Here is a 25,871-nt window from a genome sequence, read left to right as displayed (position 1 = left end):
GCGGTGCCCGACGACGGTCTCTGTGGCCGGGCCCGTACCATTCCTACGGTTGAAAGCAGGACAGCCTGCTCCATGAACGGACTCGCCTTGTACGAACGCCCCACCGAACCGGCTTCCTGGCGCATCGCGCTGCCGCACACCGCAGCCGCGGTGCCCGTGGCGCGTGCCCTGGTCCGTACGGCCCTCGCCGAGGTGGAGCACGCGGCCGATCCCGACACCGCCGAGCTGCTCACGGCCGAACTGGTCGCCAACGCGGTGGAGCACACCGACGGGCGCGGCCCGATAGAGCTGGTCGTCGAGCTGCTGCCGAGCGGCTGCCAGGTCGAGGTGCACGACCCCGATCCGGCGCCGCCGGGGCATCTCACGCGTCCGGTGATCGAGGAGCCCGACCCCTGGCAGGAGGGAGGGCGCGGTCTGCTGCTGATCCGCGCCCTCAGTTCGTCCTGCGGTCACCGCCCGACCCCGTCGGGCAAGGCGGTGTGGTTCAGACTGCCTGTGGTTCCCGGTCAGCGGCGTCCGGCGTGACCTCGGCGGCCGGGCGGGCCAGCGTGGAGTGCCGGCGCCCGTAGGCGACGTAGACGAGCAGCCCGACCGCGAGGAACACCGCGAACTGGATCCAGGTCTGCCAGCCGGTCTCGTACATCAGGTACAGGCAGAAGCCGACGCCGAGCAGCGGGCCGACGGGGTAGAGGGGCACCCGGAAGCTGCGGGCGAGGCCCGGCTCGCGGCGGCGCAGGGCGATCACGGCGATGTTGACGACGGCCATGATGGCGAGCGTGCCGATGGTGCACAGGTTCATCACGGCGTCGAGCGAGGCGAAGGCCGCCGGGACCGCGAAGACGACCGCGACGATCAGGGTGCCGGCCACCGGGGTGGAGGTGCGCGGCGACACCTTCTCGAAGACGCGCGGGATCAGGCCGTCCCGGGACATCGACATCAGGATGCGGGTCTGGCCGTACATCACGGCGAGGACGACGGAGGCGATGGCGACGACCGCGCCGAAGGCGACGACACCGCCGCCGACGGTGGAGCCGGTGACCTCGTGGACGACGTAGGACAGCGCGGCGGGACGGCCGGCGACCTGGTCGCCGCCGATGGCGCCGATCGCGGCGAGCGCGACCGCGCAGTAGAGCAGGGTGACCAGGCCCATGCAGACCAGGATCGCGATCGGGATGTCCCGGCGGGGGTTCTTCGCCTCCTCGCCGGCCGTGGTGATCGCGTCGAAGCCGATGTAGGAGAAGAAGGCGGCGGTGGTGCCCGCGCCGATGCCGCCGAGGCCGGCCGGGGAGAACGGGGTGAGGTTGCCGTCCTTGAAGGCGCTGTAGCCGATGGCGCAGAAGGCCAGGAGGATGACGAGCTTCACGGCCGCCATGGCGGCGGTGGCCCGGGCGCTCTCGCGCACCCCGCGGACCAGGAGCATCGAGGCCATCGCGATGACGATCACGGCGGGGAGGTTCACGACGCCGCCGTCGCCCGGACCGGCCGAGAGGGCGGCGGGCAGCTGCCAGCCGGTGAGGCTGTGCAGCAGTTCGTTGACGTACTGGCTCCAGCCGACGGCGACCGCCGAGATGGAGATGCCGTACTCCAGCAGCAGGCACCAGCCGACCAGGAAGGCGGTGGACTCGCCGAGGCCCGCGTAGGCGAAGGAGTACGAGGAGCCGGAGACCGGGATGGCGCCGCCCAGCTCGGCGAAGGAGAGGGCCGTGAAGACGCAGGTGATCGCGGCGAGGACGAAGGAGACGACCACGGCGGGGCCGGCCTGCGCGACGGAGTCGGAGAGGCCGACGAAGATGCCGGTGCCGACGATGGCGCCGACGCCGAAGCAGATGAGCTGGAAGAGGCCCATCGTGCGCTTGAGGCCGTGGCCTTCACGGTCGGCGCCGGATTCGGCTATGAGCGCGCCGGGGGACTTGATGCGGGGAGCGGGCATGCGGGTGGAGCTCGTTTCTGGTGGTGCGGGCGCGATCTCAGGTCGATCGCTGCGACGGCCGCGGCAGGGGTGGCGCCGGGCCGCCGGTCAGGATAAGGCCTGGTGAGGTGGGTCAGGCAAGGCTGTGTGACGCGCCTGCCAGGGTGGCCACGAGGACCGCCTTGATCGTGTGCATCCGGTTCTCCGCCTCGTCGAAGACGACGGAGTGCTCGGACTCGAACACCTCGTCGGTGACCTCCAGCTCGGTCAGTCCGTGCCGTTCGTGGATCTCACGGCCGACGGCCGTGCCGAGGTCGTGGAAGGCCGGCAGGCAGTGCAGGAACTTCACCTGGTCGTTGCCGGTGGCGCGGAGCACGTCCATGGTCACGGCGTACGGGCCGAGCAGCGCGATGCGCTCGTCCCAGACCTCCTTGGGCTCGCCCATGGACACCCAGACGTCGGTGGCGATGAAGTCGGTGCCGCGCACGCCGTCCTTCACGTCGTCGGTGAGGGTGATCCGGGCGCCGGAGGCGGCGGCGAGCTGCCGAGCCACCTGGACGATCGTCTCGTCCGGCCACAGCAGCCTGGGCGCGACGATGCGGACGTCCATGCCGAGCAGGGCGCCGGTGACCAGGTAGGAGTTGCCCATGTTGTACCGTGCGTCGCCGAGGTAGGCGAAGGCGATCTCGGCCAGCGGCTTGTCGCTGTGCTCGGTCATGGTGAGCACGTCGGCGAGCATCTGGGTGGGGTGCCACTCGTCGGTGAGGCCGTTGTAGACGGGGACCTCGGCGTAGGTGGCCAGCTCCTCGAGCACGCCCTGTCCGTGTCCGCGGTACTCGATGGCGTCGAACATCCGGCCGAGGACGCGGGCGGTGTCCTTCACGGACTCCTTGTGCCCGATCTGCGAGCCGGAGGGGTCGAGGTAGGTGGTGTGCGCGCCCTGGTCCGCGGCTGCGACCTCGAACGCGCAGCGGGTGCGCGTCGAGGTCTTCTCGAAGATCAGTGCGATGTTCCTGCCGCGCAGGTACTGCGTCTCGGCCCCCGCCCTCTTGGCGGCCTTCAGCTCGGCGGCCAGCTCGACCAGACCACGGAACTCCTCCTCGGTGAAGTCCAGCTCCTTGAGGAAGTGGCGGCCGGCGAGGGCGGTCGGGACTGTCGCCATGGGGCGCTCCAGGGATACGGGTGCACGGACTTTGGAATTCTATACGACCGGCAGCATTTATATACAGCCCACTTCGTCACACCGGCCCGGTCACACCGCCTCACGCTCGACGGGACAGCTCATACAGCGCGGGCCGCCCCTGCCCCGCCCCAGCTCGCTGCCCGGGATCTCGATCACCTCGATGCCCTGCTTGCGCAGATGGGTGTTGGTGGTGACGTTGCGCTCGTAGGCGACGACGACACCGGGCTCGACGGCGAGCACGTTGCAGCCGTCGTCCCACTGCTCGCGCTCGGCCGCGTGGACGTCCTGGGTGGCGGTCAGGACGCGGATCTCGCTGAGCCCGAGCGCGGCGGCGATCGCGCGGTGCATGTGCTCCGGCGGATGGTCGGTGACCTTGAGCTCCTTGTCGGCGGCACCCGGCTCGATGGTGTAGGAGCGGAGCATGCCGAGGCCCGCGTACTGGGTGAAGACATCGCCGTCGACCATGGTCATCACGGTGTCGAGGTGCATCAGGGCGCGCTTCTTGGGCATGTCGAGCGCGACGATCGTGCGCGCGGACCCCGCGGCGAACAGCTTGTGCGCGAGCATCTCGACGGCCTGCGGAGTGGTGCGCTCGCTCATGCCGATGAGGACCGCGCCGTTACCGATGACCAGGACGTCACCGCCCTCGATGGTGGACGGGTAGTCGGCCTGTCCCTCGGACCAGATGTGGAACAGCTCGTCCCGGAAGAGCGGGTGGTGCCGGTAGATCGCCTCGAAGTGCACGGTCTCGCGCTGCCGCGCCGGCCAGCGCATGGCGTTGATGGAGACGCCGTCGTAGATCCAGGCGGAGGTGTCACGGGTGAAGAGGTGGTTGGGCAGGGGCCTGAGCAGGAAGTCGTCGAGGTCCATGACGTGGAAGCGCACGGAGGTCGGCTCCTCGTGCGCCGTCAGGAACTCCCGCTTGGTCATCCCGCCGACGAGAGCCTCGGTCAGCTCGCGCGCGGGCAGGGTCTCGAAGGCGGCCCGGAGGTGGTCGGTGGCGAGCGGGCCGTACTCCTTCTCGTCGAAGACCCGGTCCAGGACGAGCGCCCGCGCGGCCGGCACCTCCAGCACCTCCGCGAGCAGGTCACCGAAGAGATGGACGGCGACCCCGCGGTCGCGCAGGACGTCGGCGAACCCGTCGTGCTCGGCGCGCGCCCGGCGCACCCACAGCACGTCGTCGAACAGCAGGGCGTCCTTGTTGCTGGGGGTGAGCCTCTTGAGCTCCAGGTCGGGCCGGTGCAGGATCACGCGGCGCAAGCGCCCGGCCTCGGAGTCGACGTGGTATGCCATGCCACCATCCTGGCCATTGCCGCCCGTCTTCACGCCCTTCTTGACCGTTTCCGCCTCTTCCTGTTTTCGTCCCCTTGACGAGAAGCGGATGGGATGATTATCGTCGCCGTGACGAAAAACGAGGGGGACTCATGGCCGACATCACCCGGCGCCTGGGCTGGCGCCATCTGCGCGGCGCGCCCACGGCGCACATCCGGCACCACCGCTCCGGCACGCTGGTGCACGACGGCCCCGGGCTCAGCTTCTGGTTCCGCCCGCTGACCGCCGCGCTGTCCGAGGTGCCGGTGGACGACCGGGAACTGGCGATGACCTTCCACGCCCGCACCTCCGACTTCCAGGACGTCGCGGTGCAGGCGACGGTCACCTACCGGATCGCCGACCCGGCCGTCGCCGCCGCCCGCCTGGACTTCTCGATCGACCCCGACACCGGCGCCTTCCGCGGCACCCCGCTGGAACAGCTGGGCACCCTGCTGACCGAGACGGCCCAGCAGCACGCACTGGACGTCCTCGCCCGCACGCCGCTCTCGGCGGCGCTGGTCGACGGTGTCGCGGCGGTGCGCGAGCGGGTCGCAGCGGGCCTCGGCGCCGAACCGCGGCTGCCCGCCACCGGCATCGAGGTCGTGGCCGTACGCGTGATGGCACTGCGGCCGGAACCGGAGGTGGAGCGGGCGCTGCGCACCCCGGCCCGGGAACAGATCCAGCAGGAGGCCGACCGGGCGACCTACGAACGGCGGGCCGTCGCGGTCGAGCGGGAGCGGACCATCGCCGAGAACGAACTGGCCAGCCGGATCGAACTCGCCCGCCGCGAGGAGCAGTTGGTCGAGCAGCGGGGCACGAACGCGCGCCGTGAGGCCGAGGAGCAGGCGGCCGCGGACGCGGTGCGCGCCCAGGCGGAGGCGGCGCGGTCGGTGAAGCTGGCGGAGGCGGAGGCCGCGCGGTCGGTCAAGCTCGCCGAGGCCGAGGCGGCCCGGACGCTGAAGCTCACCGAGGCGGAGGCGGCGCGGACCCTGCAACTCGCCGAGGCCGAGGCCGCGCGGGCCGAGCGGGTCGCCCGCGCGGAGGCCGAGGGCGCGCGCGAGGTCGGCGAGGCCCGGGCACAGGCCCAGGCGGCCTGGCTGCGGGTGCACGCGGAGGCCGGGATCGACGGGACGGCGACCCTGCGGGCGCTCACCGCGACCCGGCTGGCCGAGAACCTGCCGCGGATCGACAGCGTGACGGTCTCCCCGGACGTGCTGACCGGACTGCTCGCGAAGCTGGGCGGCGGCCCGCCCGAGGCGGCGCGGTGAGCCTCGCGCCGCGCGCCGTGCTGGTCCATCGCACCACGGAGTACGAGGAGTTGGTGGCCCGGCACGGCACGCACGGCCAGGCCGCCTTCTTCCTCACCTCCCGGGGCCGGGACATCGAGGAGGTCGCCGAACGCCACCGCCGCGCCCGCGGCGCCCTGGCCGAGGTGACCTCGGCCGTGCCGCTGACCTGGCGTCAGGCCCAGGTGGAGCGGACCGACCTGGACCGGTTCCTGTTCGCGCCGGAGGACGTGGTCGTGGTGGTCGGCCAGGACGGCCTGGTGGCCAATGCCGCCAAGTACCTGACGGGCCAGCCGGTGATCGGCATCGACACCGACCCGGGCCGCAACCCCGGGGTGCTGGTACGGCACCGCCCGCAGGACGCGGCGAAGCTCCTGTCGGCGGCGGCGACGGCCGCGGTGGACGAACTCACCATGGTCGAGGCCGTCGCCGACGACACCCAGCGGCTGGTGGCGCTCAACGAGATCTACCTCGGCACACCGGGCCACCAGACCGCCCGCTACCGCCTGGGCCTCGACGACGACGGGGGTGCCGTCGAGGCCCAGGCCTCCTCCGGGGTACTGGTCGGGACCGGCACCGGCGCCACCGGCTGGCTGCGTTCGGTGTGGCAGGAGCGGACCAGCCGGCTCCCGTTGCCCTCCCCCACCGAGGACCGCCTGGTGTGGTTCGTCCGGGAGGCCTGGCCCTCGCCCGCCACCGGTACGACCCTGGTGGCGGGCGAACTCGCGGCCTCGGCGTCCCTGACGCTCACCGTGGAGTCCGACCGGCTCATCGCCTTCGGCGACGGCATCGAGTCCGACGCGCTCCAGCTCACCTGGGGGCAGACGGTCCGGGTCGGGGTGTGCGGGCAGCGGCTGCGGCTGGCGGGCTAGGCCCTGTCGTCAAATTCCCGTCTGCCCCACGACGCCTGGCACGCACTCTCGCCGCACCGGGCGAAAGCCCAAGTACGTCCAGTACGAGGACTTCCGCCCGGCACGCCGAGAGCACGCACCAGACGCCGCGAGGCCGCCCTTCGGGCGACGACGGGAATTTGACGACAGGACCTAGGGGGGTTTCGTTTGGATCGGCCCGGGTCCGCGACGCCCGGCACCACCTCGCCGCGTTGTCGGACCACCCGGGTACGCCCAGTACGCGGGTGATCCTCCGCCTTGCGATGCACCGCACCGCACGCCGCGGCCTGATCCGAGCTGATCCAAACGAAACCCCCTGGTTCACGGACCGGCGGACCGGTTCACAGCCGGGGGTCGACCGGCTCGGACTCCAGGGCCAGCACCCCGAACACCGCCTCGTGCACCCGCCACAGCGGCTCCCCGTCCGCGAGCCGGTCCAGAGCCTCCAGGCCGAGGGCGTACTCGCGGATCGCCAGCGACCGCTTGTGGTTCAGGAACCGCTGCCGCAGCCTGGCGAGGTTGTCCGGCCGGGTGTACTCGGGGCCGTAGATGATCCGCAGGTACTCACGGCCCCGGCACTTGATGCCGGGCTGGACCAGCCGGCCCTCCGGGCTGCGGACCACCGCCCCGACCGGCTTGACGACCATGCCCTCGCCGCCCCGGCCGGTCATCTCCAGCCACCAGTCGACGCCGGCGCGCACCGACCCGGGGTCGCCCGTGTCGACGCACAGCCGCCGCGTGGTCTGCAGCAGTCCGGTGCCGTCGTGCTCCACCAGCCGGTCGATCAGGGCCAGCTGCTCGTCGTGCGGCAGCGCGGCCAGGCTGCGGCCGCGGACGGCCAGGATCTGGAAGGGGGCCAGGCGGACCCCGTCCAGGCCGTCGGTCGTCCAGCAGTAACGGCGGTAGGCGTCGGTGAACGCGGCCGCGTCCGCGGCGCGGTCACGCTGCCGGTCCAGCAGCCCGCCGACGTCCGTGCCACGCTGCGCGGCGGCCTCCAGTGCGGCGAGCGCACCCGGGAACACCGCTCCGGAGGCGGCGCCCACGGCCGCGTACTGGCTGCGCAGCAGACCCGAGGCCTTCAGCGACCACGGCATCAGCTCGGCGTCCAGCAGCAGCCAGTCCGTGTCGAGTTCCTCCCACAGGCCCGCGTCCGCGACGGCCGAGCGCAGCCGGCCGAGGATCTCCTCGGTCACCTGCTCGTCGGCGAAGAACGGCCGCCCGGTTCGCGTGTACAGCGACCCGGTGGGTCCGTCCACGCCGAACCGCTCCCGTGCCGCGTCCGCGTCCCGGCACACCAGGGCCACCGCCCGCGAGCCCATGTGCTTCTCCTCGCACACGACCCGCGCGACCCCGTCCGCCGCGTACTGCGCGAAGGCCTCCACCGGGTGCTCCAGAAAGCCTTCCTCGTGCGAGGTCGCCGTCGGTGCCATCGTCGGCGGCAGGTACGGCAGCAGGCGCGGGTCGACCGCGAAGCGGCTCATGACCTCCAGGGCCGCGGCCGCGTTCTCCTCGCGGATCGCGACCCGGCCCGCGTACCGGGTCTCCACGGCCCTGCGGCCGTGCACGTCCGCCAGGTCCAGCGGCCGCCCCTCGCGCCCGCCCGGCGCCTCGGCGCGCAGCGGCCTCGCCGGCTCGTACCAGACCCGCTCCGCCGGTACGTCCACCAGCGCGCGCTCCGGCCAGCGCAGCGCGGTGAGCTTGCCGCCGAAGACGGCGCCGGTGTCCAGGCAGATGGTGTTGTTCAGCCAGGTGGCCTCCGGTACCGGTGTGTGCCCGTAGACCACGGCCGCGCGCCCCCGGTAGTCCTCCGCCCACGGGTAGCGCACGGGCAGCCCGAACTCGTCGGTCTCGCCGGTGGTGTCGCCGTACAGGGCGTGCGAGCGCACCCGGCCGGAGGTGCGGCCGTGGTACTTCTCGGGCAGGCCCGCGTGGCAGACGACCAGCTTGCCGCCGTCGAGCACGTAGTGGCTGACCAGTCCCTCGAGGAAGCGGCGGACCTCCGCCTTGAACTCCTCGCTCTCGCCCTCCATCTGCGCGATGGTCTCGGCGAGCCCGTGGGTGTGCTGGACCTTGCGGCCCTTCAGGTAACGGCCGTACTTGTTCTCGTGGTTGCCGGGCACGCACAGCGCGTTCCCGGACCCGGTCATCGACATCACCCGGCGCAGCACGCCGGGGCTGTCGGGGCCGCGGTCGACCAGGTCTCCGACGAAGACTGCGGTACGGCCGTCCGGGTGCACGCCGTCGGCATAGCCCAACCGGGCCAGCAGGGCCTCCAGTTCGGAAGCACAACCGTGGATGTCGCCGATGATGTCGAAGGGGCCGGTGAGGTGGGTCAGGTCGTTGAAGCGCTTCTCGGTGACGACGGTGGCGCCGTCGATCTCCTCGACCCCGCGCAGGACGTGCACCTTGCGGAAACCCTCACGCTCCAGGTGCCTGAGGGAACGGCGCAGTTCGCGGATGTGCCGCTGGATGACCCGGCGGGGCATGTCGGCGCGGTCGGTGCGGGCCGCGTTGCGCTGCGCGCACACCTCCTCGGGCACGTCCAGCACGATGGCGATGGGCAGCACGTCGTACTTCTTGGCCAGCTCGACGAGCTGGCGCCTGCTGTCCTGTTGCACGCTGGTGGCGTCGACGACGGTACGGCGGCCTGCCGCCAGCCGCTTGCCGGCGATGTAGTGCAGCACGTCGAAGGCGTCCCCGCTCGCGCTCTGGTCGTTCTCGTCGTCGGCGACGAGGCCACGGCAGAAGTCGGAGGAGATCACCTCGGTCGGCTTGAAGTGCCGGCGGGCGAAGGTGGACTTGCCCGAGCCGGAGGCGCCGACGAGGACGACGAGGGAGAGGTCGGTGACGGGGAGGGCCCGTCCCTTCTTCTGCGTCTCGGTCATGCTGCCTTCGCCTCCTTCGGGGTGTCGCCCAGGATCTCGTCGCGGTGGAACACGGCCATCTGGGTGGGCGGCCCCACCTCGGGGTCGTCCGGCCCGACGGGCTCGAACCGGACCTCGTAGCCGTGGCGTTCGGCCACGGTCGCCGCCCAGGTGCGGAACTCCTCGCGGGTCCACTCGAAGCGGTGGTCGCCGTGCCGGACGTGTCCGGCGGGCAGGGTCTCCCAACGGACGTTGTACTCGACGTTCGGGGTGGTCACGAGGACCGTGCGCGGGCGCGCGTGTCCGAACACGGCGTACTCCAGGGCGGGCAGCCGGGGCAGGTCGAGGTGCTCGATCACCTCGCTGAGCACGGCGGCGTCGTAGCCCTTGAGCCGGTTGTCGGTGTAGGCGAGCGAGCCCTGGAAGAGCTTGACGCGGGCTGCCTGCCGCTCCCCCAGCCGGTCGAGCTTCAGCCGCCGCGAGGCGATGGTGAGGGCCCGCACGGACACGTCGACGCCGACGACCTCGCTGAACCGCACGTCCTTGAGCAGTTCCTGCACCAACGGGCCCTGCCCGCAGCCCAGGTCGAGGACCCGGGCCGCGCCGGACGCGTGCAGCGCGGCGAGGATCGCCGCCCGCCGCTGCACGGCGAGCGGCGTCGGCTTCTCCTCGGCCTCCGCCTCCTGTGCCACGGCGTTGTCGATCGACTCGACCTCGCTGTCGTCGGCCTCGGCCAGGCGCACCAGCTCCAGCCGCTCCATCGCCTGCCGGGTCAGCGACCAGCGGCGGGACAGGTACCGGCTGGTGATCAGCTTCTGCTCCGGGTGCGTGGGCAGCCAGCCCTCGCCGGCCCGCAGCAGCTTGTCGACCTCGTCGGAGGAGACCCAGTAGTGCTTGGCGTCGTCGAGGACGGGCAGCAGCACGTACAGGTGGCGCAGTGCCTCGGCGAGGGTCAGCTTCTCCGACTCCAGGACGAGGCGGACGTAGCGCGAATCGCCCCACTCCGGGAACTCGGTGTCGAGGGCGACGGGCTCGGCCGTCACCGCCCAGCCGAGCGGTTCGAAGAGCCCTCGTACGAGGTCGGGGCCGCCCCGGGCGGGCAGCGCGGGCACCTCGATGCGCAGCGGCAGGGGCTCGGCGGCCCGCTCGGGGCGGGCGTTGCACACACCCCGCAGGGCGCTCGAGAACACGCCGCTCAGTGCGACCGCGAGCAGCGAGGAGGCCGCGTAGGGGCGGTCGTTGACGTACTGGGCGAGTGCCGCGTCGGGTGCTCCGCCACGGCCCTTGCCCTTGCCCCGCCGGACCAGCGCGACCGTATCGACCTCGAGCAACAGCGCGGCCGTGCAGCGCTCGGCGTCCGCCTCCGGGTAGAAGACGTGCGCGGTGCCGTAGGAGGTCGAGAACCTCTGCGCCTTGTCGGGGTGCTTGTGCAGCAGGAACCCGAGGTCGGTGGCGGGCTGGGCGGCGGTGCCGCTCGTGGATATCGTCAGGAACACGCGTCCGAGTCTCCCGCGTACGGCCCGCCCTGACCATCGGTTTTAGAACGTCGCCGCCGCCCGCCGGTGCCGCCGGCGGGCGGCGTCCTACGCCTTCTCGATGATCGTCCGGGCGTTGCCGACAGCCCGCTCGTTCGCCGCGCGCATGGCGTCCAGGTCCTGCTTGCGCTCGCCGATGACCTTCTTCTGGGCGCGGGACTCGATGGTGTGAACGGTGTCGATGTAGTCGGTGTCGAGCTTGCACCGGGCGTCCGCGGACGCCGTCTTCTTCTCCTTGTCCGACGGCTTCTCGGTCCGGTACCAGGCGGTGTCGACCGATGCCTCGTCCGGGTCGGGGTAGCGGAAGCCCTGCTCCTTCATGCAGGCCGACCACGCGCGGTCGGCCTTCTTCCAGGCCGGGTCCTTCCGCGCCTTCTTGTGGGACTCGTACCAGAGTTCGAGAGGCAGCGAGAAGTACCCGGTGAGCTTCAGGCCGCCCGCCTTCGTCGTCTTGGGCGCAGGGCCGTAGATCCGCCGCGTCGCCTCCCCCAGACACCCGCCCTCGGGGACGGGGTTCCCGTGGGCACGGTGGCTGTCGCCGGAGTCGAACATCCCGGTGAGGGCGACGTACTGTTCCGCCGGCCACTCCTGGGGCTGGGTGGACTCCTCCGTGTCCTGACTCCGGTTGTGGTAGCCGTGCTCGGCGGCCACGTCGGGGTCGTCGACCCCGTAGGGGCTGTCGTCACCGGCCGTGCTGCGGCTCGCGAGGTTTCCCTGCCGAACCGGGTACGTCGACTCGACGGCCTTGGTGTCGAGCACCGCGAAGGCGGGGAAGCCGAGCCGGACCATGCACTTCTTCGCGAGGATCCACTGCGCCCTGCCGATGGCCCTGCCCCCGTCCGACGACGGGTCCGGCAGGTAGGCGTGCAGCGGGAAGGACTCCATGGTGTTGAGACGGTGGGCGTCGCCGGCGGGGTCGTCCTGGCCGGCGAACTGACAGGCCGACAGGGCCAGCAGGCCGGTGACAGCGAGAGGGAGCACTTTACGCACCCGGCCATCCGATCAGGCCTGGATCATGCGCGCCGTGACGGAGCCCACAGTTCCGGCACAGGGAGTCCACACCGTGACCACATCGCACCTCTTCCTGTGATCTTCGCCATGGCCCCTGGGGCCCCGGCCTGATGAAGTGAGTGATCGTCAACTGACCACTGACAGAACGGGGATGGCAATGACCATCGACTCAGGCGTACCCATGCGCAGACGAGCCGCGATCGCGGCGGCGGCGGCCGTCGTGCTCTCCACGGGGGCTCTCGCGGCCGCTCCCGCCCAGGCCGCTCCGTCGGCTCCGCCGGCGCCCACCGTGTCGGCCGAGGGTGCGTACGCGATGAACGCGGCCACCGGCAAGACGCTGTTCGGGAGCGCACCGGACGCCGAGCTGCGGACCGGTTCCACGACGAAGATCATGACGGCGCTCGTGGTGCTGTCGCAGCGGCACGTGGACCTCGGCCGCAAGGTGAAGATCAAGAAGGAGTACACGGACTACGTCATCGACCCGAAGACGCAGAACGCGCGGTACTCCAGCGCCAAGCTGATCCTGGGCGACTCCATGAGCGTGGGGGACCTGCTCTACGGGCTCATGCTGCCGTCCGGGTGCGACGCGGCCTACGCGCTCGCCGACACCTACGGTTCGGGGTCGACGACGGCCCAGCGGACCACGTCGTTCATCGCCAAGATGAACGGCAAGGCGCGCGAACTCGGCCTGGCGCACACCCACTTCGACTCCTTCGACGGGGTGTCCAACGGCAGGAACCACGCGTCCGCCCGTGACCTGGCCAAGCTGGCCGGGGTCGCGTTGAAGAACAAGACGTTCAAGAAGGTCGTCGGCACCAAGGTGTACGACGACATGAAGTCGTACCGGCCCGGTGGCGGAACGCACGCGATGGAGCCGTGGAAGAACTCGAACACGCTGCTGAACACCTACCGGGGCGCGATCGGCGTGAAGACCGGCTCCGGCCCCGAGGCGAAGTTCTGCCTGGTCTTCGCGGCGACCCGCAACGGCAGGACGGTCGTGGGCGCCCTGCTGGCGGACACGTCGGCCGACCAGCGGTTCAAGGACGCGAAGAAGATCCTCGACTACGGCTTCGCGCAGCGCGGCTGAGTGAGGTGAGGGACGGCGGGGGCCGGGCGGACAGCAGTCCGCCCGGCCCCCGTCGCCGGCGGAGCAGAGGCGTGCATGCCCGCCGCCGCGGCGGGTACGAACCCTCCCGTGCCGGGGACGTCGCGGAAGCGACCGAGGAGCGAGGAGTGTCGGAAGTGATTCGAAAGCTGCAGGCGGTCGCGCTGGACTGCGACGATCCGGTACGGCTCGCACAGTTCTACGCGGAGTTGCTCGGCGGGCGGGTGGTCGCGGATCCGGGGGATTCCGACTGGGTCGAGGTGCACGGGTTCGAGGGGATCCCGCTGGCCTGCCAGCGGGTGGACGGCTACCGGGCGCCCGAGTGGCCCGGCCAGGAGCGCCCGCAGCAGCTCCATCTGGACTTCGACGTGGACGACCTGGACGGCGAGGAGAAGCGGGCGCTCTCCCTCGGCGCGACCGTGCTGGAGCGTACGGACCAGCTCCGCCCGGAGGCCAACTGGCGGATCTACGCGGACCCGGCCGGCCATCCGTTCTGCCTCTGCCTGCACTGAGTCCGTCGGCACGCTGTCCTGGCCCAGCCGCCCCTGCCTCCTGTTCGATCTATTCGATTGCCGCAGGCCGGTCCGGTCGGATAGGAAGCCTGCATGCTCAAGGGGAACAAGGTCGGGCTCAGGGCCCGGCACGAGGACGACATCCCGGTCCTGCGGGCCGAGCTCTACGACGACGTGGTCAACGCCTCGCGGGCCGAGGGCAGTCCGTGGCGGCCGATCACGCCCGGCTCGAAGGACCCGCGGCTGGTGGTGGACGACAAGGAGCAGGGGCACGTCCCGTTCTCCGTGGTGGAGCTGGACGGCGGCACGCTGGTCGGCACCGCGACGCTGTGGGGCATCGACAACCACAGCCGGTCCGCGCACATCGGGCTGGGGCTGCTGCCGGCCTGCCGCGGCAAGGGCTACGGCACCGACGTGGTCGCGGTGCTGTGCCACTACGGCTTCGTCGTGCGCGGTCTGCATCGGCTGCAGATCGAGACGCTGTCGGACAATGCCGCGATGCTGCGCTCCGCCGAGCGCAACGGCTTCGTCCGCGAGGGCGTGCTGCGCTCCTCGGCCTGGGTGATGGGCGAGTTCCTGGACGAGGTCCTGCTCGGACTGCTCGCCCAGGACTGGAAGCCGGACTCGAAGGGCTAGGGGGTTTCGTTCGGATCAGCCCGGGTCCGCGACGCCCGGCACGGCCTGGTCCGACCTGATCCGAACGAAACCCCCTGGGCCGCCGCCCGGCGTTCGGCGGCGTACCGGCTCGCCGCGGCCGGCGCGATCGAGGCCGGGGCGGGCACCGCGACCACCGTGCCGGCCACGGCCCCTCCCGGCCTCGGGCCGGGAGGGGCCGCCACGGGGCGGGTTACGACAGCTGCGACTGGACCTGACCGGAGATCAGCTCCAGGTGGTCGAGGTCGGCCAGGTCGAGGATCTGGAGGTAGATCCGCCGGGAGCCGATCTCGGCGTACCGGCCGATCTTGTCGACCACCTCGGCGGGCGAGCCGGCCAGACCATTGGCCTTCAGCTCGTCCACCTCGCGGCCGATCGCCGCGGCCCGCCGGGCGACCTCCTGGTCGTCCCTGCCGACGCACACCACGAGCGCGTTGGAGTAGGTCAGGTCGTCCGCCCTGCGGCCCGCCTCCTGCGCGGCGGCGCGCACCCGGCCGAACTGCCGCTCGCTGTCCTCGACGGAGGCGAAGGGGATGTTGAACTCGTCGGCGTAGCGGGCCGCGAGGCGCGGGGTCCGGGTCGCGCCGTGCCCGCCGATGAGCACCGGGATCTTCTCCTGGGCCGGCTTGGGCAGCGCGGGCGAGCCGGTGAGGTCGTAGTACCTGCCGTGGAAGTCGAAGGTCTCGCCGAGCTTGGTCGCCCACAGCCCGGTGACGATCTCCAGCTGCTCCTCGAGGCGGGCGAACTTGTCCTTCGGGAACGGGATGCCGTACGCCTTGTGCTCCTCCTCGAACCAGCCCGCGCCCAGGCCGAGTTCCACGCGGCCGCCGGACATCTGGTCGACCTGGGCCACCTGGATGGCGAGTACGCCGGGCAGCCGGAAGGTGGCGGCCGTCATCAGGGTGCCGAGGCGGATGCGCCTGGTCTCGCGGGCCAGGCCGGCCAGGGTGATCCAGGCGTCCGTGGGGCCGGGCAGGCCGTCCGCGCTGCCCATCCGCACGTAGTGGTCGCTGCGGAAAAACGCGTCGAATCCGAGGTCTTCGGTGGCCTTCGCCACGGTGAGCAGGGTGTCGTACGTCGCCCCTTGCTGGGGCTCGGTGAAGATTCGAAGGTCCATACATCCATCCTGCACGCCACCTGCCCCGTCAACCTCACTGGTGGCGCCGGGCGCGGCCGTCCCCGGTCGGGTGAAAATCGTCCCATGTGCGCGCCGGGTGAGGCGTGGGCCAGTGACCGGCCCCAGTGGTGATCGTTGGCCCGTCGGAGCCGGACCGTCCGGCACCCGCGCCGGACGGTCGTCGCCGTCGCGTGTCGGGCCGAGGAGGCCGTCATGTCAGAAGAGCCCATTCCCTCTCGGGGTGGCTCCGCCGGTCAGCCGAAGGGGTTGCTGGAGCAGATGGAGGAGCTGATGGCGGCCTTGAACGCCGATCTGTCGGCCCTGGACGCGGATCTGCAGCGGGCGCCGGCCGAAGAGAGCGAGCCGGCCTGACGCACCGCGCCGGGGCTGCCGCCCCCAGGCCCCCGCTTCGGCCCGGGACGGCCCGGCCCTCGAACGCCGGACGGACCGGATCTCCCCGGAGCGACCGCTTCGCCTGCCGTTCGCCTCACACGCCGGACGGGCTGTCCTTCGCCTCCTCCGGTAACACCTCCTCCCGCGCCGCCAGTTTGCGCAGCATCTCCAGGACCCGGTCCCGGGACTCGTCCGCGGCGTCGATGGCCTCCATGCACTGCCAGTAGGTCGTCTCGTCGGCCGCTGAACTGGCCATGCCGACCAGGGCGATGCCGACCTCGCCGAGCAGCCCGCCGAGGAAGAGAAGGGTCTGCCGGGCGTCGTCCAGCTCGGTGAGCTGGGCGGCGCGCAGGTCGCCCGGGTCGAGTTCGGGAGGGTCGAGGACACCGCAGCCCCGGCCCGCCAGCTCGGTCAGGCCCAGTGCCTCGCCCCGCAGCTCCGGGGGGCCGGACACCGCGAGGCGACTGCCGATCGCCTGGGCCAGGGCCTGTGCCTGCCACACCTCGGCCATGATCTCGGGTGTGTCGGCACCTCCTGCCAGAGCCCGCCTGCTCGTCACAATGAGCCGCACCGCATCCATGCACTGCCCCCGTCCCACTCGTCGTGCGTCCTCGCACGTCCGCCTGCACTCCCTTATTCATTACCCAGCGTGAAACCCCCTAGGGCGAAAAGCCAGAGGTCGTCCGAATTCTGTGGACAACAATTCGGATTCGGGCGGAGATTCGACTGCGCACAGTAATAACGGAGCGTTGCAGTCCGGAAGTTGGGGCCGGGCTCGACGTCAGTCGGTGTCGTCCGTACCGGGGGCCGGAAAGCGCTGTTCGTTGCGATCGATCTTGGCCGACAGGGCGGACAGCGGGTCGATGCCGAGCACCTCGCACAGCTGGAGGAGATAGGCGAGCACGTCGGCGACCTCGTCCGTGACCCGGTGCGCGGTGCCGGGGTCGGCCATCACGCGGGCCGACTCCTCCGGGGTCAACCACTGGAAGATCTCGACCAGTTCGGACGCCTCCACGCTGAGGGCGGCCACGAGGTTCTTGGGCGTGTGGTAGGGCTGCCAGTTGCGCGCGGCCGCGAACTCGGCGAGCCTGCGCTGGAGTCCGGCCAGGTCAGGATGTTCCGTCACGGGTTCAGGTGTACCACTGTGACACCCTCGGTCCCGGCCGCCCACGAGGCGTCGCTCACCGCGCCGACGCAGCGGATGTGGCCCCGCTCGCCCATCCGGGCCGCCGTCCCCAGCAGTGCGCGGCGCTGGCCGGGGTCGAGGCCGCGGTCGAAGCCGTCGGCGAGCACGGTGAGGGTCCGCAGGGCGTCGGGCACCTCGCCGGGTGTGTCCATGTCCAGCACGCCGGGTCCCGTCAGCAGCACCAGCGCCAGCGCGACATAGCGCAGTTCGCCCTCGCCGAGCCGGGCCAGGTCGGTGCGGAAGCCGCCGCCGCGGTCGAGCAGCGCCCGGACCGTGCCGTCGGCGAGCGGCTCGGCGACCAGGTCGGTCACCGGCCCCGCGCAGCCCGCGCGCACCGTCCCGACCAGCGCGGCGTGCCGGCGGCCGCACTCGAACCGGGTGCGCCACAGGACGTCGGCGAGGTTGTCGCAGCCGCGCATGAGCCGCCCCGTGCCGGTCGGCACGGGGGTGCGCATGTACTCGGGGCGCGGGTCGCAGACGAAGACGGAGCGCAGGGCGACGACCATCTGCTCGGCGGCGGCCAGCACCCGCCGCTGCCCGTCCGTCTTGCCGGCCACCCGCAGCGGCAGCAGGGCGGTACCGAGGCGGTCGTCGGGCAGCGGGGCACGGGTCACCGGGGCGGAGCCGGCGGTGTGCCAGGCGGCCTGCACGGTCCGCCGGCCCGGATCGCGCAGGGCGGTCTCCAGCAGGACCACACCCCGCGCCGTCAGCCGCTCGCCCACGATCCGCAGCTCCGGCTCGGCCTGCACGGCGACATCGAGCCGGACCGGGCCCTCGGCACCGTCGGCCGTACACCCGATCCGGAACCCCCGCCGCCCCTCGGCATCGGGTCGCGCCCGCTCCGGCACACAGGCGACCGGATCGGGGAACACCTCGGCGAGCCGGACCCCTCCGCCGAGCCGCGCCAGCGCCTCGTACGCCCCGAACGCGGTCGACTTCCCCGCACCGCTGCGCCCGGCGAACAGGGTGACGGCACCCAGCGGAAACGCGGCCCGCCGATGCCCGGCGAAGGCGGACAGCCGCAACTCGGTGATCCGGGCGCGTACGTCGACGGCAGCGGGTCCGGTGGAAACCGGGTCCGCCGGGACGGACCGAGGGCTGCGGGCCGACTGCGCCGGCACGACAGGCTCGGTGGACACCGAGGGGTCGGGGGCCGCGGAGGACCCGGACGACGCGGAGGACTCGGCGGACACTGAAGGCACGGCCATATCCGGACGGTAGGCCTCCACTGCCACGGCGAACCGTTTTACCGGCGGCACCTTCCTACGATCGGGGGACCGCCGACGTGAAACCGGCCTGCCGAAGCCGCCACGCGAAGCCGCGGCCGAAGCCCCCGCGCCTCAGCCGCCCGACATCCCCGCCCCCTCCATCAGTCCGCTGACCTCCGTACCGGGCGGGGTGAGGAGGAACACATTGCGGTCGACCCGGTGCATTCCGCTGCCGAGGCCGAAGACGACGCCGGTGCTGAAGTCGAGGACACGCTTGGCGACCTCACCCTCCGCGTTGGAGAGGTCGAGCAGCACCGGTACCCCGGCCATCAGTGTCTCGGCGACCTCGCGGGCGTCCGCGAAGACGTTGACCCGCAGGACGACGAAACGGCGTCGCGTCTCGGTCTCCGCGTCCGGCAGTGAGCGGTGGTTCACCGCCGACGGCCAGGCGTCCCGGCCACGCAGCGGCACGACCTGGGCGAGCCCTTCCCACTGTTCATCGGTGACGTCGTAACGGCTCACCGGCTCCCCCCGACCTGACTCGCACTCCATGCCTGCACCAGCCAATTCTTACGCCAAGTCACCCGTTCGGCCCAACAACGACACGAAGCGCGACAGGTGTGTCCGCCTCTTCTCCCGCCCGGCACGAGGCACATGTACGAAAACGCCCCTTTCTTACCGCCCTCACACCGGACTCTTCACCTGCGACGACGCCCCGCTCACCGCCTGCCACTAGCGTCCGGTGCCGTGCACTTGGCAGAAACACAGCAGGTGACACCCGGCCGGCGGACACAGTCGGCGGTGTCCGCGGCCCCAGGGGGTCGCCCGGAAGACCTCGGCAGCCCCGCGCAGTGGCACCGCGTCCTGACGCTGCTCGCCGACGCGAGCCTCTTCATCGGCACCCGCTCGGTCTGGAACCAGGCGGCCAGCCACCGGCTGGTCCTCGCGGCGGTCATCTCCGTCTGCTACGCCTCGATCCTGATCAGCGGCGTTCTCACCCTGACGGTCCGCCGGGCACGCTCGCTGGCCCGGCTGGACCTGGTGGTGCTGCTGACCGCGATCACGCTCACCCTGTGCACCTGGGCGCTGAACCACGCCGGCGGCGACGAGGCGGTCCTCACCTCGCAGGCCGCGCGGGAGATGGTGGCCGGACACCCGATCTACGGGCAGCCGTGGCCCTGGCTGTTCCACACCAAGGGCGTCGCGCTGACGGCGACGATAGACGGCGGTTACGACTTCACCTACGGCTATCCCCCGCTCACCCCGCTGCTGACCGCGCCGCTGCTCTGGCTGGGCCACGGCGGCGCTCCGGCGACGATGGCGGCGACGCTCGCGCTGATCGCGGCCGCGGTGGTGCTGTGGCGGATGCTGCCGATGCCGTGGCGCTCGACGGCGACGATGCTCTGTCTGGGCTTCAGTTTCCTGCCGACGTACGCCCGCCAGGGATACCCGGCGATCATCGCCCTGGCCCTGCTGGTGCCGGTGGTGGTGCGCTGGCCGCGGATCGGCGCCGGCGGAAGGCTCGGCGCGGCGGGTGTCGCGCGGGCCGTCTGCCTCGGGGCCGCGTGCGCGGCACAGCAACTGCCCTGGTTCGTGACACCGTTCCTGCTGGCCGGCATCTACGCCGTACGCCGGGGGGAACTGGGCGGGCGCGCGGCCTGGCTGGTGGTGCTGCGGATCCTGGGGGTCGCCGCGGCGACCTGGCTGCTGATCAACATGTACTTCGTCGTGCACGAGCCGGGCCCCTGGCTCGGCGGGATCGCCCTGCCGCTGACACAGGGTGCGGTGCTGCACGGTCAGGGCCTGGTGGACATCTCGCTGTACTTCACGCACGGCAGCGACCGGCTCGACTGGTACGGCCACGCGAGCGCGCTGCTGGCCGCCGCTCTGCTGGCGCTCTTCGTGCTGTTCGTGCGGCGGCTGGGCCCGGCGGCGACCGTGCTGCCCTGGTGCGCCTTCTACCTGGCGACGCGCTCCCAGGACGGCTACTACCTGATGATGACCCCGCTGTGGCTCGCGGCGGCGATCACGGTGCCGCTGTCGGACTTCACCCGGGCCTGGCAGCCGCGGCCCCGCCGGCTGACGGGTCCCCGCCGCCGCCCCGCGCTGGTGGGAGCGGTGGTCCTGCTGGTGCTGCCCGCGCTGGTGAGCGCGACCCTGGCGGTGACGGGCCGGCCGCCGCTGCGGATGGCCATCACGGCGGCGCGGCAGGCTCCGGGGCGGTCGCTGGCCGCGCTGACCCTGCGGGTGACCAACACCGGGAGCGGTCCGCTCACCCCGCACTACATGCTGACGACCGGCCAGGGCATGAACAGGTACTGGTCCCTCGTGCGCGGCCCGGCCACGATCCCGGCGCACACCACGGCGACCGTCGAACTGCGGGCACCCTCCGGACGGTTCCCGCTGCCGGACAAGAAGAGCGCCCACATCCGGCTGCGTGCCTTCACGGGGAACCCGCAGACGCTCTCCACCCGGGACCTGCGGCCGGCCGACCTGGGTGTCAGGCCGCCGCGCGGCTGAACCTGAGAGCGGCCGTCACCGTGGTCAGGCCGCGCATCATGCCGAGCTGGTTCCAGGTCACGCCGAACTGCTCGCGGTCCACGGTGAACTCGGTCTCCAGGGTGAGCGCCTCGGCCGTCGCCGAGGTCAGGCGTGCGGTGAGGTTCAGCGGCCTGCTGACGCCCCGCACGGTCAGCTGACCGGTCACCCGGACGCTGTCGCCGTCGAGACGGTCGGCGCCGCGGACGGCGAGGGTGATCTCCGGGTGGTTGCCGGCGTCCAGCAGGTCGGCCGAGCGCAGGTGCTCGTCCCGCTTGGCGTTCTTGGTGTCCAGAGAGGCCACGTCCAGCGTCACGGTGCCGGTCGCCGAGCCGTCCGGGCGGACCTCGCCCCGGCCGGTGACGGCGCCGAAGGTGCCCTTGACGTCGACCAGGCCCCAGAAGGTCTTGTGCCGCAGGCCCACGGTGGACGCGGTCGGGTCGAGCTGCCAGATGCCTGTTTCCACGGCGACAGTCATGGCCGTCCTCCACTTTCCTTGACGTAGGGTCGTTCAAATTTGGATGACCGCACGCTAGCCCAATATCCAAATTTGGACAACAGGTAGACTCGAAGGCATGGCCGCCCCCGACGAACACCCCGCCGACCAGCCCCCTTGTTTCTCAGCCACGGGTGGCGGACTGCTCCCCGGCGAGCTGCGCGCCTGGATGCTCCTGCTGGCCGCGACGGGAGCGGTGGAGCAGCGGCTGCGGTCGGTCGTGAAGAAGACCCTCGACGTCTCGCACGACGAGTTCCTCATCCTGTGCCTGCTGGCCGAGCAGCCGCGGGGCGGCCTGCGCATGACCCGGATCGCCGAACTCCTCGGCCGCCCCAAGACCCGGCTCACCTACCAGATCGCCTGCCTCCAGCGGACCGGCCTGGTCACCCGCGAGTCCGTGTGCGGCGACAAGCGCGGCATCGAGGTCGCCCTCACCGACAAGGCCCGGCGCCTGCTCCGGGAGGCGTCCGGCACCCTCGCCGAGACAGTTCGCGAGGCGCTCTCCCAGTTCGTCGGCCCGGAGCAGCGCGAAGCCGTGTGCGCACTGGTGCCCGACCTCGCCGAAGAGCCGGACCAACCATAGGAAAAGGGGCCTCCACCCGCCCGAGGGGCGCAGGTCACAGCCGTAACGAGGGAAAGGTCACAGGCCCACGCTCTGCAGTCACTTGAGCGCCCTGACCTAACATCCGAGCATGACGGTCCTGCCTGACGACGGGCTCTCACTGGCCGCCGAGTTCCCTGACGCGACACACGAGCAGTGGCAACGCCTGGTCGAGGGTGTACTGCGCAAGTCGGGCAAGGAAGTCTCGGGCGCGGCAGCTGAGGACGCTCTGTCCACCATGCTCGAGGACGGGCTGCGCACCCGGCCGCTGTACACACCGCGCGACGGCGCGCCCGACCCCGGTCTGCCCGGCTTCGCGCCGTTCGTGCGCGGCAGCCGCCCCGAGGGCAACACCGCGGGCGGCTGGGACGTACGGCAGCGGCACGCGACGCTCGCCGACGGCGCGGTCCTGGCGGACCTGGAGAACGGCGTCACCTCCCTCTGGCTGGTCGTGGGACAGGGCGGCATGCCCGTGTCCGCGCTCGCGCGCGCCCTCGACGGGGTCTACCTCGACCTGGCCCCGGTGGTCCTCGACGCCGGCCCCGACGTGTCGGCCGCGGCGGCCGAACTGCTGCGGCTGTACGAGGAGCGGGGTGTCGACCCGAAGGCCGTGCGCGGCAACCTCGGCGGCGACCCGCTCGGACACGAGGCCCGCACCGGTGAGGCCCAGGACTTCGCCCCGCTGGCCGCGCTGGCCCGGCGGACCGCCGAGCAGTACCCGGGCCTGCGCACGCTGACCGTGGACGCGCTGCCGTACCACGAAGCCGGCGGCTCGGCCGCGCAAGAGCTGGGCGCCTCGCTCGCCACCGGCGTGGCCTACCTGCGGGAGCTGACCGCGGCCGGCCTCACGGTCGACGCGGCCTGCGCGCAGTTGGAGTTCCGGTACGCGGCCACCGCCGACCAGTTCCTGACCATCGCCAAGCTGCGCGCGGCGCGCCGGCTGTGGGCGCGGGTCGCCGAGGTGTCCGGGGCGCCCGGCGCGGGTGCGCAGGTGCAGCACGCGGTGACCTCGCCGGTGATGATGAGCCGCCGCGACCCGTGGGTGAACATGCTCCGCACGACGGTCGCGACGCTGGCCGCCGGGGTGGGCGGCGCCGACTCCGTCACCGTGCTGCCCTTCGACCACGCGGTCGGCCTGCCGGACGCCTTCGCCCGCCGGATCGCGCGCAACACCTCCACGATCCTGGTCGAGGAGTCCCACCTGGCCCGGGTCATCGACCCGGCGGGCGGCTCCTGGTACGTCGAGCGGCTCACCGACGAACTCGCCCACGCCGCCTGGGAGTTCTTCCGGTCGATCGAGCGGGACGGCGGCCAGGCGGCCGTACTGCGCTCGGGCCGGATCCGCACGGACCTGGCGACGACCTGGGCGGAGCGGTCCAAGAAGCTCGCCAAGCGGCGCGAACCCATCACCGGTGTCAGCGAGTTCCCGCTCCTGTCCGAGAAGCCGCTGGAGCGCGAGCCCGCGCCCGAGCCGCCGTCCGGCGGGCTGCCCCGGGTGCGCCGGGACGAGGCGTACGAGGCCCTGCGCGCCCGCTCCGACGCCCACCTGGCGGCGACCGGCGCCCGCCCCCGGATCTACCTGGCCACCCTCGGCACGGCCGCCGAGTACACCGCGCGCTCGACCTTCGTCGCCAACCTCTTCCAGGCCGGCGGCATCGAGCCGGTGACCGAGGGCGGCTTCGCGGACAGCGGCGCCACCGAGGCCGTGCTGTGCTCCAGCGACGCCCAGTACGCCGAACAGGCCGAGCGGACGGCCGAGTCGCTGAAGGCGGCCGGGGCCCGGCACGTGGTCCTCGCGGGCCGGGGCGACTACGCCGGCATCGACTCGTACGTCTTCGCGGGCTGCGACGCAGTGGACGTGCTGTCCGCGACTCTCGACCGCATGGGAGTGTCCTGATGGGAATCCCCGACTTCTCCGGCATCGAGCTGGGGACCCCCGTCGCCGAGGGCGGTGACGCGGAATGGCGTACGGCCGTCAAGCACGCCACCGGCGGCGAGGCACCGGTGTGGGAGACCCCGGAGGGCATCGGGGTCAAGCCGCTGTACACCGGCCGTGACCTGGAGGGCCTGGACTTCCTCGGCACCTACCCGGGCATGACGCCGTACCTGCGCGGCCCCTACCCGACGATGTACGTCAACCAGCCCTGGACCATCCGCCAGTACGCGGGCTTCTCCACCGCCGAGGAGTCCAACGCGTTCTACCGGCGCAACCTGGCGGCCGGCCAGAAGGGCCTGTCGGTCGCCTTCGACCTGCCCACGCACCGGGGTTACGACAGCGACCACCCGCGCGTGACCGGCGACGTCGGCATGGCGGGCGTGGCCATCGACTCGATCTACGACATGCGGCAGCTGTTCGACGGGATTCCGCTGGACAGGATGACCGTGTCGATGACGATGAACGGCGCCGTGCTGCCGGTGCTGGCGCTTTACATCGTGGCGGCGGAGGAGCAGGGCGTACCGCCCGAGAAGCTGGCCGGAACCATTCAGAACGACATTCTGAAGGAGTTCATGGTCCGCAACACCTACATCTATCCGCCGAAGCCGTCGATGCGGATCATCTCCGACATCTTCGCGTACACCTCGCAGCGGATGCCCCGCTACAACTCCATCTCCATCTCCGGCTACCACATCCAGGAGGCGGGTGCGACGGCCGACCTGGAGCTGGCGTACACGCTCGCGGACGGCGTGGAGTACATCCGGGCGGGCCGCGAGGCGGGCCTGGACGTGGACGCGTTCGCGCCCCGGCTCTCCTTCTTCTGGGCGATCGGCATGAACTTCTTCATGGAGATCGCCAAGCTGCGGGCGGCCCGGCTGCTGTGGGCCAAGCTGGTCTCGCAGTTCGACCCGAAGAACACCAAGTCCCTTTCCCTGCGGACCCATTCGCAGACCTCCGGCTGGTCGCTGACCGCGCAGGACGTGTTCAACAACGTCACGCGTACGGCCGTGGAGGCGATGGCGGCGACCCAGGGCCACACCCAGTCGCTGCACACCAACGCCCTGGACGAGGCGCTCGCCCTGCCGACCGACTTCTCGGCGCGCATCGCCCGCAACACGCAGCTGCTCATCCAGCAGGAGTCCGGCACCACCCGGGTCATCGACCCGTGGGGCGGCAGCGCGTACGTCGAGAAGCTGACGTACGACCTCGCCCGCAAGGCCTGGGCACACATCCAGGAGGTCGAGCTGGCGGGCGGCATGGCACAGGCCATCGACGCCGGCATTCCCAAGCTGCGCGTGGAGGAGGCGGCGGCCCGGACCCAGGCCCGTATCGACTCCGGCCGTCAGCCGGTGATCGGCGTCAACAAGTACCGGGTGGCGAACGACGAGGCGATCGAGGTCCTCAAGGTCGACAACTCCTCCGTGCGCGCCCAGCAGATCGAGAAGCTGCGCCGGCTGCGCGAGGAGCGGGACGAGACCGCCTGCCGGGACGCGCTGGACGCGCTCACCCGGGCCGCCGACGGCGAGGGCAACCTGCTGGAGCTGGCCGTGCACGCGGCCCGCGCCAAGGCGACCGTCGGTGAGATCTCCGACGCCCTGGAGAAGGTGTACGGCCGCCACGCGAGCCAGATCCGTACCATCTCCGGCGTGTACCGCAACGAAGCAGGGGAGTCCCCGTCCGTGGACCGCACCCGCGCCCTGGTGGACGCCTTCGAGGAGGCGGAGGGGCGCCGGCCGCGCATCCTGGTCGCCAAGATGGGCCAGGACGGCCACGACCGCGGCCAGAAGGTGATCGCGACCGGCTTCGCCGACCTCGGCTTCGACGTCGACGTCGGCCCGCTGTTCCAGACGCCGGAGGAGGTCGCCCGCCAGGCGGTCGAGGCGGACGTCCACGTGGTCGGCGTGTCCTCGCTGGCCGCCGGTCACCTCACCCTCGTACCGGCGCTGCGCGAGAAGCTCGCCGAGGAGGGCCGCGAGGACATCATGGTCGTGGTCGGCGGGGTGATCCCGCCGCAGGACGTGCCGACCCTGCTGGAGATGGGCGCCGTGGCCGTGTTCGGGCCCGGGACGGTGATCCCGGACGCGGCGTACGACCTGGTGCAGCGGCTGTCGGCCGACCTCGGCCACGACCTCTGAT

General features: G+C 71.8%; 23 protein-coding genes. 11 read left to right on the top strand and 12 right to left on the bottom strand.

Annotation, left to right across the window (positions count from 1 at the left end):
• The first annotated feature begins 72 nt into the window (after positions 1-72).
• Positions 73-525, top strand: coding sequence for an ATP-binding protein (locus FB157_RS31630; protein ID WP_145884085.1), 453 nt, complete (start codon positions 73-75; stop codon positions 523-525).
• Here FB157_RS31630 and FB157_RS31625 read toward each other — a convergent pair.
• The 3 genes from FB157_RS31625 to FB157_RS31615 form a co-directional block, all read right to left on the bottom strand.
• On the bottom strand, positions 485-1,930 hold the full coding sequence (locus FB157_RS31625) for an amino acid permease (RefSeq protein ID WP_145884084.1): 1,446 nt from the start codon (positions 1,928-1,930) through the stop codon (positions 485-487). The two genes, FB157_RS31630 and FB157_RS31625, sit on opposite strands and share 41 nt — an antisense overlap.
• Positions 1,931-2,042: 112 nt before the next feature.
• Positions 2,043-3,071, bottom strand: a complete 1,029-nt coding sequence (argF, locus tag FB157_RS31620; protein ID WP_145884083.1) for an ornithine carbamoyltransferase — start codon at positions 3,069-3,071, stop codon at positions 2,043-2,045.
• A gap of 90 nt (positions 3,072-3,161) precedes the next feature.
• Complete coding sequence (locus tag FB157_RS31615) at positions 3,162-4,385, bottom strand: arginine deiminase (protein WP_145884082.1); 1,224 nt, start codon at positions 4,383-4,385, stop codon at positions 3,162-3,164.
• 131 nt (positions 4,386-4,516) lie between these two features.
• Here FB157_RS31615 and FB157_RS31610 point away from each other — a divergent pair, with 131 nt between their 5' ends.
• Both FB157_RS31610 and FB157_RS31605 read left to right on the top strand, forming a co-directional pair.
• The gene (locus tag FB157_RS31610) at positions 4,517-5,671 is read left to right on the top strand and encodes an SPFH domain-containing protein (protein ID WP_145884081.1); all 1,155 of its coding nucleotides are present in this window, start codon (positions 4,517-4,519) and stop codon (positions 5,669-5,671) included.
• A complete protein-coding gene (locus FB157_RS31605; RefSeq protein ID WP_145884080.1) occupies positions 5,668-6,561 on the top strand; it encodes an NAD(+)/NADH kinase in 894 nt (297 codons plus the stop codon). The genes FB157_RS31610 and FB157_RS31605 overlap by 4 nt, the downstream gene beginning before the upstream one ends.
• Before the next feature lie 359 nt (positions 6,562-6,920).
• On the opposite strand, the gene FB157_RS31600 is transcribed toward FB157_RS31605, so the two are convergent.
• The 3 genes from FB157_RS31600 to FB157_RS31590 all read right to left on the bottom strand — a co-directional run bounded on the left by FB157_RS31600 (position 6,921) and on the right by FB157_RS31590 (position 11,959).
• Positions 6,921-9,464 carry a polynucleotide kinase-phosphatase gene (locus tag FB157_RS31600; RefSeq protein ID WP_145884079.1) on the bottom strand — a complete coding sequence of 848 codons (2,544 nt, stop codon included), beginning with the start codon at positions 9,462-9,464 and terminating at the stop codon, positions 6,921-6,923.
• On the bottom strand, positions 9,461-10,939 hold the full coding sequence (locus tag FB157_RS31595; RefSeq protein ID WP_145884078.1) for a 3' terminal RNA ribose 2'-O-methyltransferase Hen1: 1,479 nt from the start codon (positions 10,937-10,939) through the stop codon (positions 9,461-9,463). Before FB157_RS31595 ends, FB157_RS31600 begins: the two co-directional genes overlap by 4 nt.
• Before the next feature lie 87 nt (positions 10,940-11,026).
• Complete coding sequence (locus FB157_RS31590; protein ID WP_261386663.1) at positions 11,027-11,959, bottom strand: hypothetical protein; 933 nt, start codon at positions 11,957-11,959, stop codon at positions 11,027-11,029.
• Positions 11,960-12,146: 187 nt separating this feature from the next.
• Here FB157_RS31590 and FB157_RS31585 point away from each other — a divergent pair, with 187 nt between their 5' ends.
• The 3 genes from FB157_RS31585 (at position 12,147) to FB157_RS31575 (ending at position 14,242) form a co-directional block, all read left to right on the top strand.
• Positions 12,147-13,076, top strand: coding sequence for a D-alanyl-D-alanine carboxypeptidase family protein (locus FB157_RS31585; RefSeq protein ID WP_145884076.1), 930 nt, complete (start codon positions 12,147-12,149; stop codon positions 13,074-13,076).
• 155 nt (positions 13,077-13,231) lie between these two features.
• Positions 13,232-13,606 carry a VOC family protein gene (locus FB157_RS31580; protein ID WP_145884075.1) on the top strand — a complete coding sequence of 125 codons (375 nt, stop codon included), beginning with the start codon at positions 13,232-13,234 and terminating at the stop codon, positions 13,604-13,606.
• A gap of 93 nt (positions 13,607-13,699) precedes the next feature.
• A complete protein-coding gene (locus tag FB157_RS31575; protein ID WP_145884074.1) occupies positions 13,700-14,242 on the top strand; it encodes a GNAT family N-acetyltransferase in 543 nt (180 codons plus the stop codon).
• Positions 14,243-14,453: 211 nt separating this feature from the next.
• Here FB157_RS31575 and FB157_RS31570 read toward each other — a convergent pair whose 3' ends face one another.
• Entirely contained in the window at positions 14,454-15,377 is a 924-nt protein-coding gene (locus FB157_RS31570; RefSeq protein WP_145884073.1) for an LLM class F420-dependent oxidoreductase, read from the bottom strand.
• 213 nt (positions 15,378-15,590) lie between these two features.
• Here FB157_RS31570 and FB157_RS47605 point away from each other — a divergent pair, with 213 nt between their 5' ends.
• The gene (locus tag FB157_RS47605; protein ID WP_186581781.1) at positions 15,591-15,749 is read left to right on the top strand and encodes a hypothetical protein; all 159 of its coding nucleotides are present in this window, start codon (positions 15,591-15,593) and stop codon (positions 15,747-15,749) included.
• Between the two features lie 115 nt (positions 15,750-15,864).
• Here the strand turns inward: FB157_RS47605 and FB157_RS31565 are convergent, their stop codons facing one another.
• The 4 genes from FB157_RS31565 to FB157_RS31550 form a co-directional block, all read right to left on the bottom strand.
• Positions 15,865-16,350 carry a DUF6099 family protein gene (locus FB157_RS31565; protein WP_145884072.1) on the bottom strand — a complete coding sequence of 162 codons (486 nt, stop codon included), beginning with the start codon at positions 16,348-16,350 and terminating at the stop codon, positions 15,865-15,867.
• A 201-nt stretch (positions 16,351-16,551) separates the two neighbouring features.
• Entirely contained in the window at positions 16,552-16,896 is a 345-nt protein-coding gene (locus tag FB157_RS31560; protein ID WP_145884071.1) for a nucleotide pyrophosphohydrolase, read from the bottom strand.
• Complete coding sequence (locus FB157_RS31555) at positions 16,893-18,164, bottom strand: ATP-binding protein (RefSeq protein WP_186581780.1); 1,272 nt, start codon at positions 18,162-18,164, stop codon at positions 16,893-16,895. Before FB157_RS31555 ends, FB157_RS31560 begins: the two co-directional genes overlap by 4 nt.
• Positions 18,165-18,296: 132 nt before the next feature.
• Positions 18,297-18,716, bottom strand: coding sequence for a cell division protein SepF (locus tag FB157_RS31550; RefSeq protein WP_145884070.1), 420 nt, complete (start codon positions 18,714-18,716; stop codon positions 18,297-18,299).
• Positions 18,717-18,965: 249 nt separating this feature from the next.
• Here FB157_RS31550 and FB157_RS31545 point away from each other — a divergent pair, with 249 nt between their 5' ends.
• The gene (locus FB157_RS31545; protein WP_145884069.1) at positions 18,966-20,684 is read left to right on the top strand and encodes a hypothetical protein; all 1,719 of its coding nucleotides are present in this window, start codon (positions 18,966-18,968) and stop codon (positions 20,682-20,684) included.
• On the opposite strand, the gene FB157_RS31540 is transcribed toward FB157_RS31545, so the two are convergent.
• Positions 20,665-21,180, bottom strand: a complete 516-nt coding sequence (locus FB157_RS31540) for a YceI family protein (protein ID WP_145884068.1) — start codon at positions 21,178-21,180, stop codon at positions 20,665-20,667. The two genes, FB157_RS31545 and FB157_RS31540, sit on opposite strands and share 20 nt — an antisense overlap.
• Before the next feature lie 97 nt (positions 21,181-21,277).
• Here FB157_RS31540 and FB157_RS31535 point away from each other — a divergent pair, with 97 nt between their 5' ends.
• From FB157_RS31535 to scpA, 3 genes are all read left to right on the top strand, one after another.
• Positions 21,278-21,781, top strand: coding sequence for a MarR family winged helix-turn-helix transcriptional regulator (locus tag FB157_RS31535; RefSeq protein ID WP_145884067.1), 504 nt, complete (start codon positions 21,278-21,280; stop codon positions 21,779-21,781).
• Positions 21,782-21,890: 109 nt separating this feature from the next.
• Complete coding sequence (locus tag FB157_RS31530; protein ID WP_145884066.1) at positions 21,891-23,696, top strand: methylmalonyl-CoA mutase family protein; 1,806 nt, start codon at positions 21,891-21,893, stop codon at positions 23,694-23,696.
• Positions 23,696-25,870 carry a methylmalonyl-CoA mutase gene (scpA, locus tag FB157_RS31525; RefSeq protein WP_145884065.1) on the top strand — a complete coding sequence of 725 codons (2,175 nt, stop codon included), beginning with the start codon at positions 23,696-23,698 and terminating at the stop codon, positions 25,868-25,870. The genes FB157_RS31530 and scpA overlap by 1 nt, the downstream gene beginning before the upstream one ends.
• Position 25,871: the final 1 nt, after the last annotated feature.

The organism is Streptomyces sp. BK340 (assembly GCF_007827595.1).
Classification (GTDB): domain Bacteria; phylum Actinomycetota; class Actinomycetes; order Streptomycetales; family Streptomycetaceae; genus Streptomyces.
This window is presented reverse-complemented; position numbering and strand designations above follow the sequence as displayed.

What these genes read in the sequence shown, in the direction of transcription:
- FB157_RS31630 (WP_145884085.1), top strand. Translation starts at nt 73, where the DNA reads ATGAACGGACTCGCCTTGTACGAACGCCCCACCGAACCGGCTTCCTGG.
- FB157_RS31625 (WP_145884084.1), bottom strand. Translation starts at nt 1,930, where the DNA reads ATGCCCGCTCCCCGCATCAAGTCCCCCGGCGCGCTCATAGCCGAATCC.
- argF (WP_145884083.1), bottom strand. Translation starts at nt 3,071, where the DNA reads ATGGCGACAGTCCCGACCGCCCTCGCCGGCCGCCACTTCCTCAAGGAG.
- FB157_RS31615 (WP_145884082.1), bottom strand. Translation starts at nt 4,385, where the DNA reads ATGGCATACCACGTCGACTCCGAGGCCGGGCGCTTGCGCCGCGTGATC.
- FB157_RS31610 (WP_145884081.1), top strand. Translation starts at nt 4,517, where the DNA reads ATGGCCGACATCACCCGGCGCCTGGGCTGGCGCCATCTGCGCGGCGCG.
- FB157_RS31600 (WP_145884079.1), bottom strand. Translation starts at nt 9,464, where the DNA reads ATGACCGAGACGCAGAAGAAGGGACGGGCCCTCCCCGTCACCGACCTC.
- FB157_RS31585 (WP_145884076.1), top strand. Translation starts at nt 12,147, where the DNA reads ATGACCATCGACTCAGGCGTACCCATGCGCAGACGAGCCGCGATCGCG.
- FB157_RS31575 (WP_145884074.1), top strand. Translation starts at nt 13,700, where the DNA reads ATGCTCAAGGGGAACAAGGTCGGGCTCAGGGCCCGGCACGAGGACGAC.
- FB157_RS31570 (WP_145884073.1), bottom strand. Translation starts at nt 15,377, where the DNA reads ATGGACCTTCGAATCTTCACCGAGCCCCAGCAAGGGGCGACGTACGAC.
- FB157_RS47605 (WP_186581781.1), top strand. Translation starts at nt 15,591, where the DNA reads ATGTCAGAAGAGCCCATTCCCTCTCGGGGTGGCTCCGCCGGTCAGCCG.
- FB157_RS31565 (WP_145884072.1), bottom strand. Translation starts at nt 16,350, where the DNA reads ATGGATGCGGTGCGGCTCATTGTGACGAGCAGGCGGGCTCTGGCAGGA.
- FB157_RS31555 (WP_186581780.1), bottom strand. Translation starts at nt 18,164, where the DNA reads ATGGCCGTGCCTTCAGTGTCCGCCGAGTCCTCCGCGTCGTCCGGGTCC.
- FB157_RS31550 (WP_145884070.1), bottom strand. Translation starts at nt 18,716, where the DNA reads ATGGAGTGCGAGTCAGGTCGGGGGGAGCCGGTGAGCCGTTACGACGTC.
- FB157_RS31540 (WP_145884068.1), bottom strand. Translation starts at nt 21,180, where the DNA reads ATGACTGTCGCCGTGGAAACAGGCATCTGGCAGCTCGACCCGACCGCG.
- FB157_RS31535 (WP_145884067.1), top strand. Translation starts at nt 21,278, where the DNA reads ATGGCCGCCCCCGACGAACACCCCGCCGACCAGCCCCCTTGTTTCTCA.
- FB157_RS31530 (WP_145884066.1), top strand. Translation starts at nt 21,891, where the DNA reads ATGACGGTCCTGCCTGACGACGGGCTCTCACTGGCCGCCGAGTTCCCT.
- scpA (WP_145884065.1), top strand. Translation starts at nt 23,696, where the DNA reads ATGGGAATCCCCGACTTCTCCGGCATCGAGCTGGGGACCCCCGTCGCC.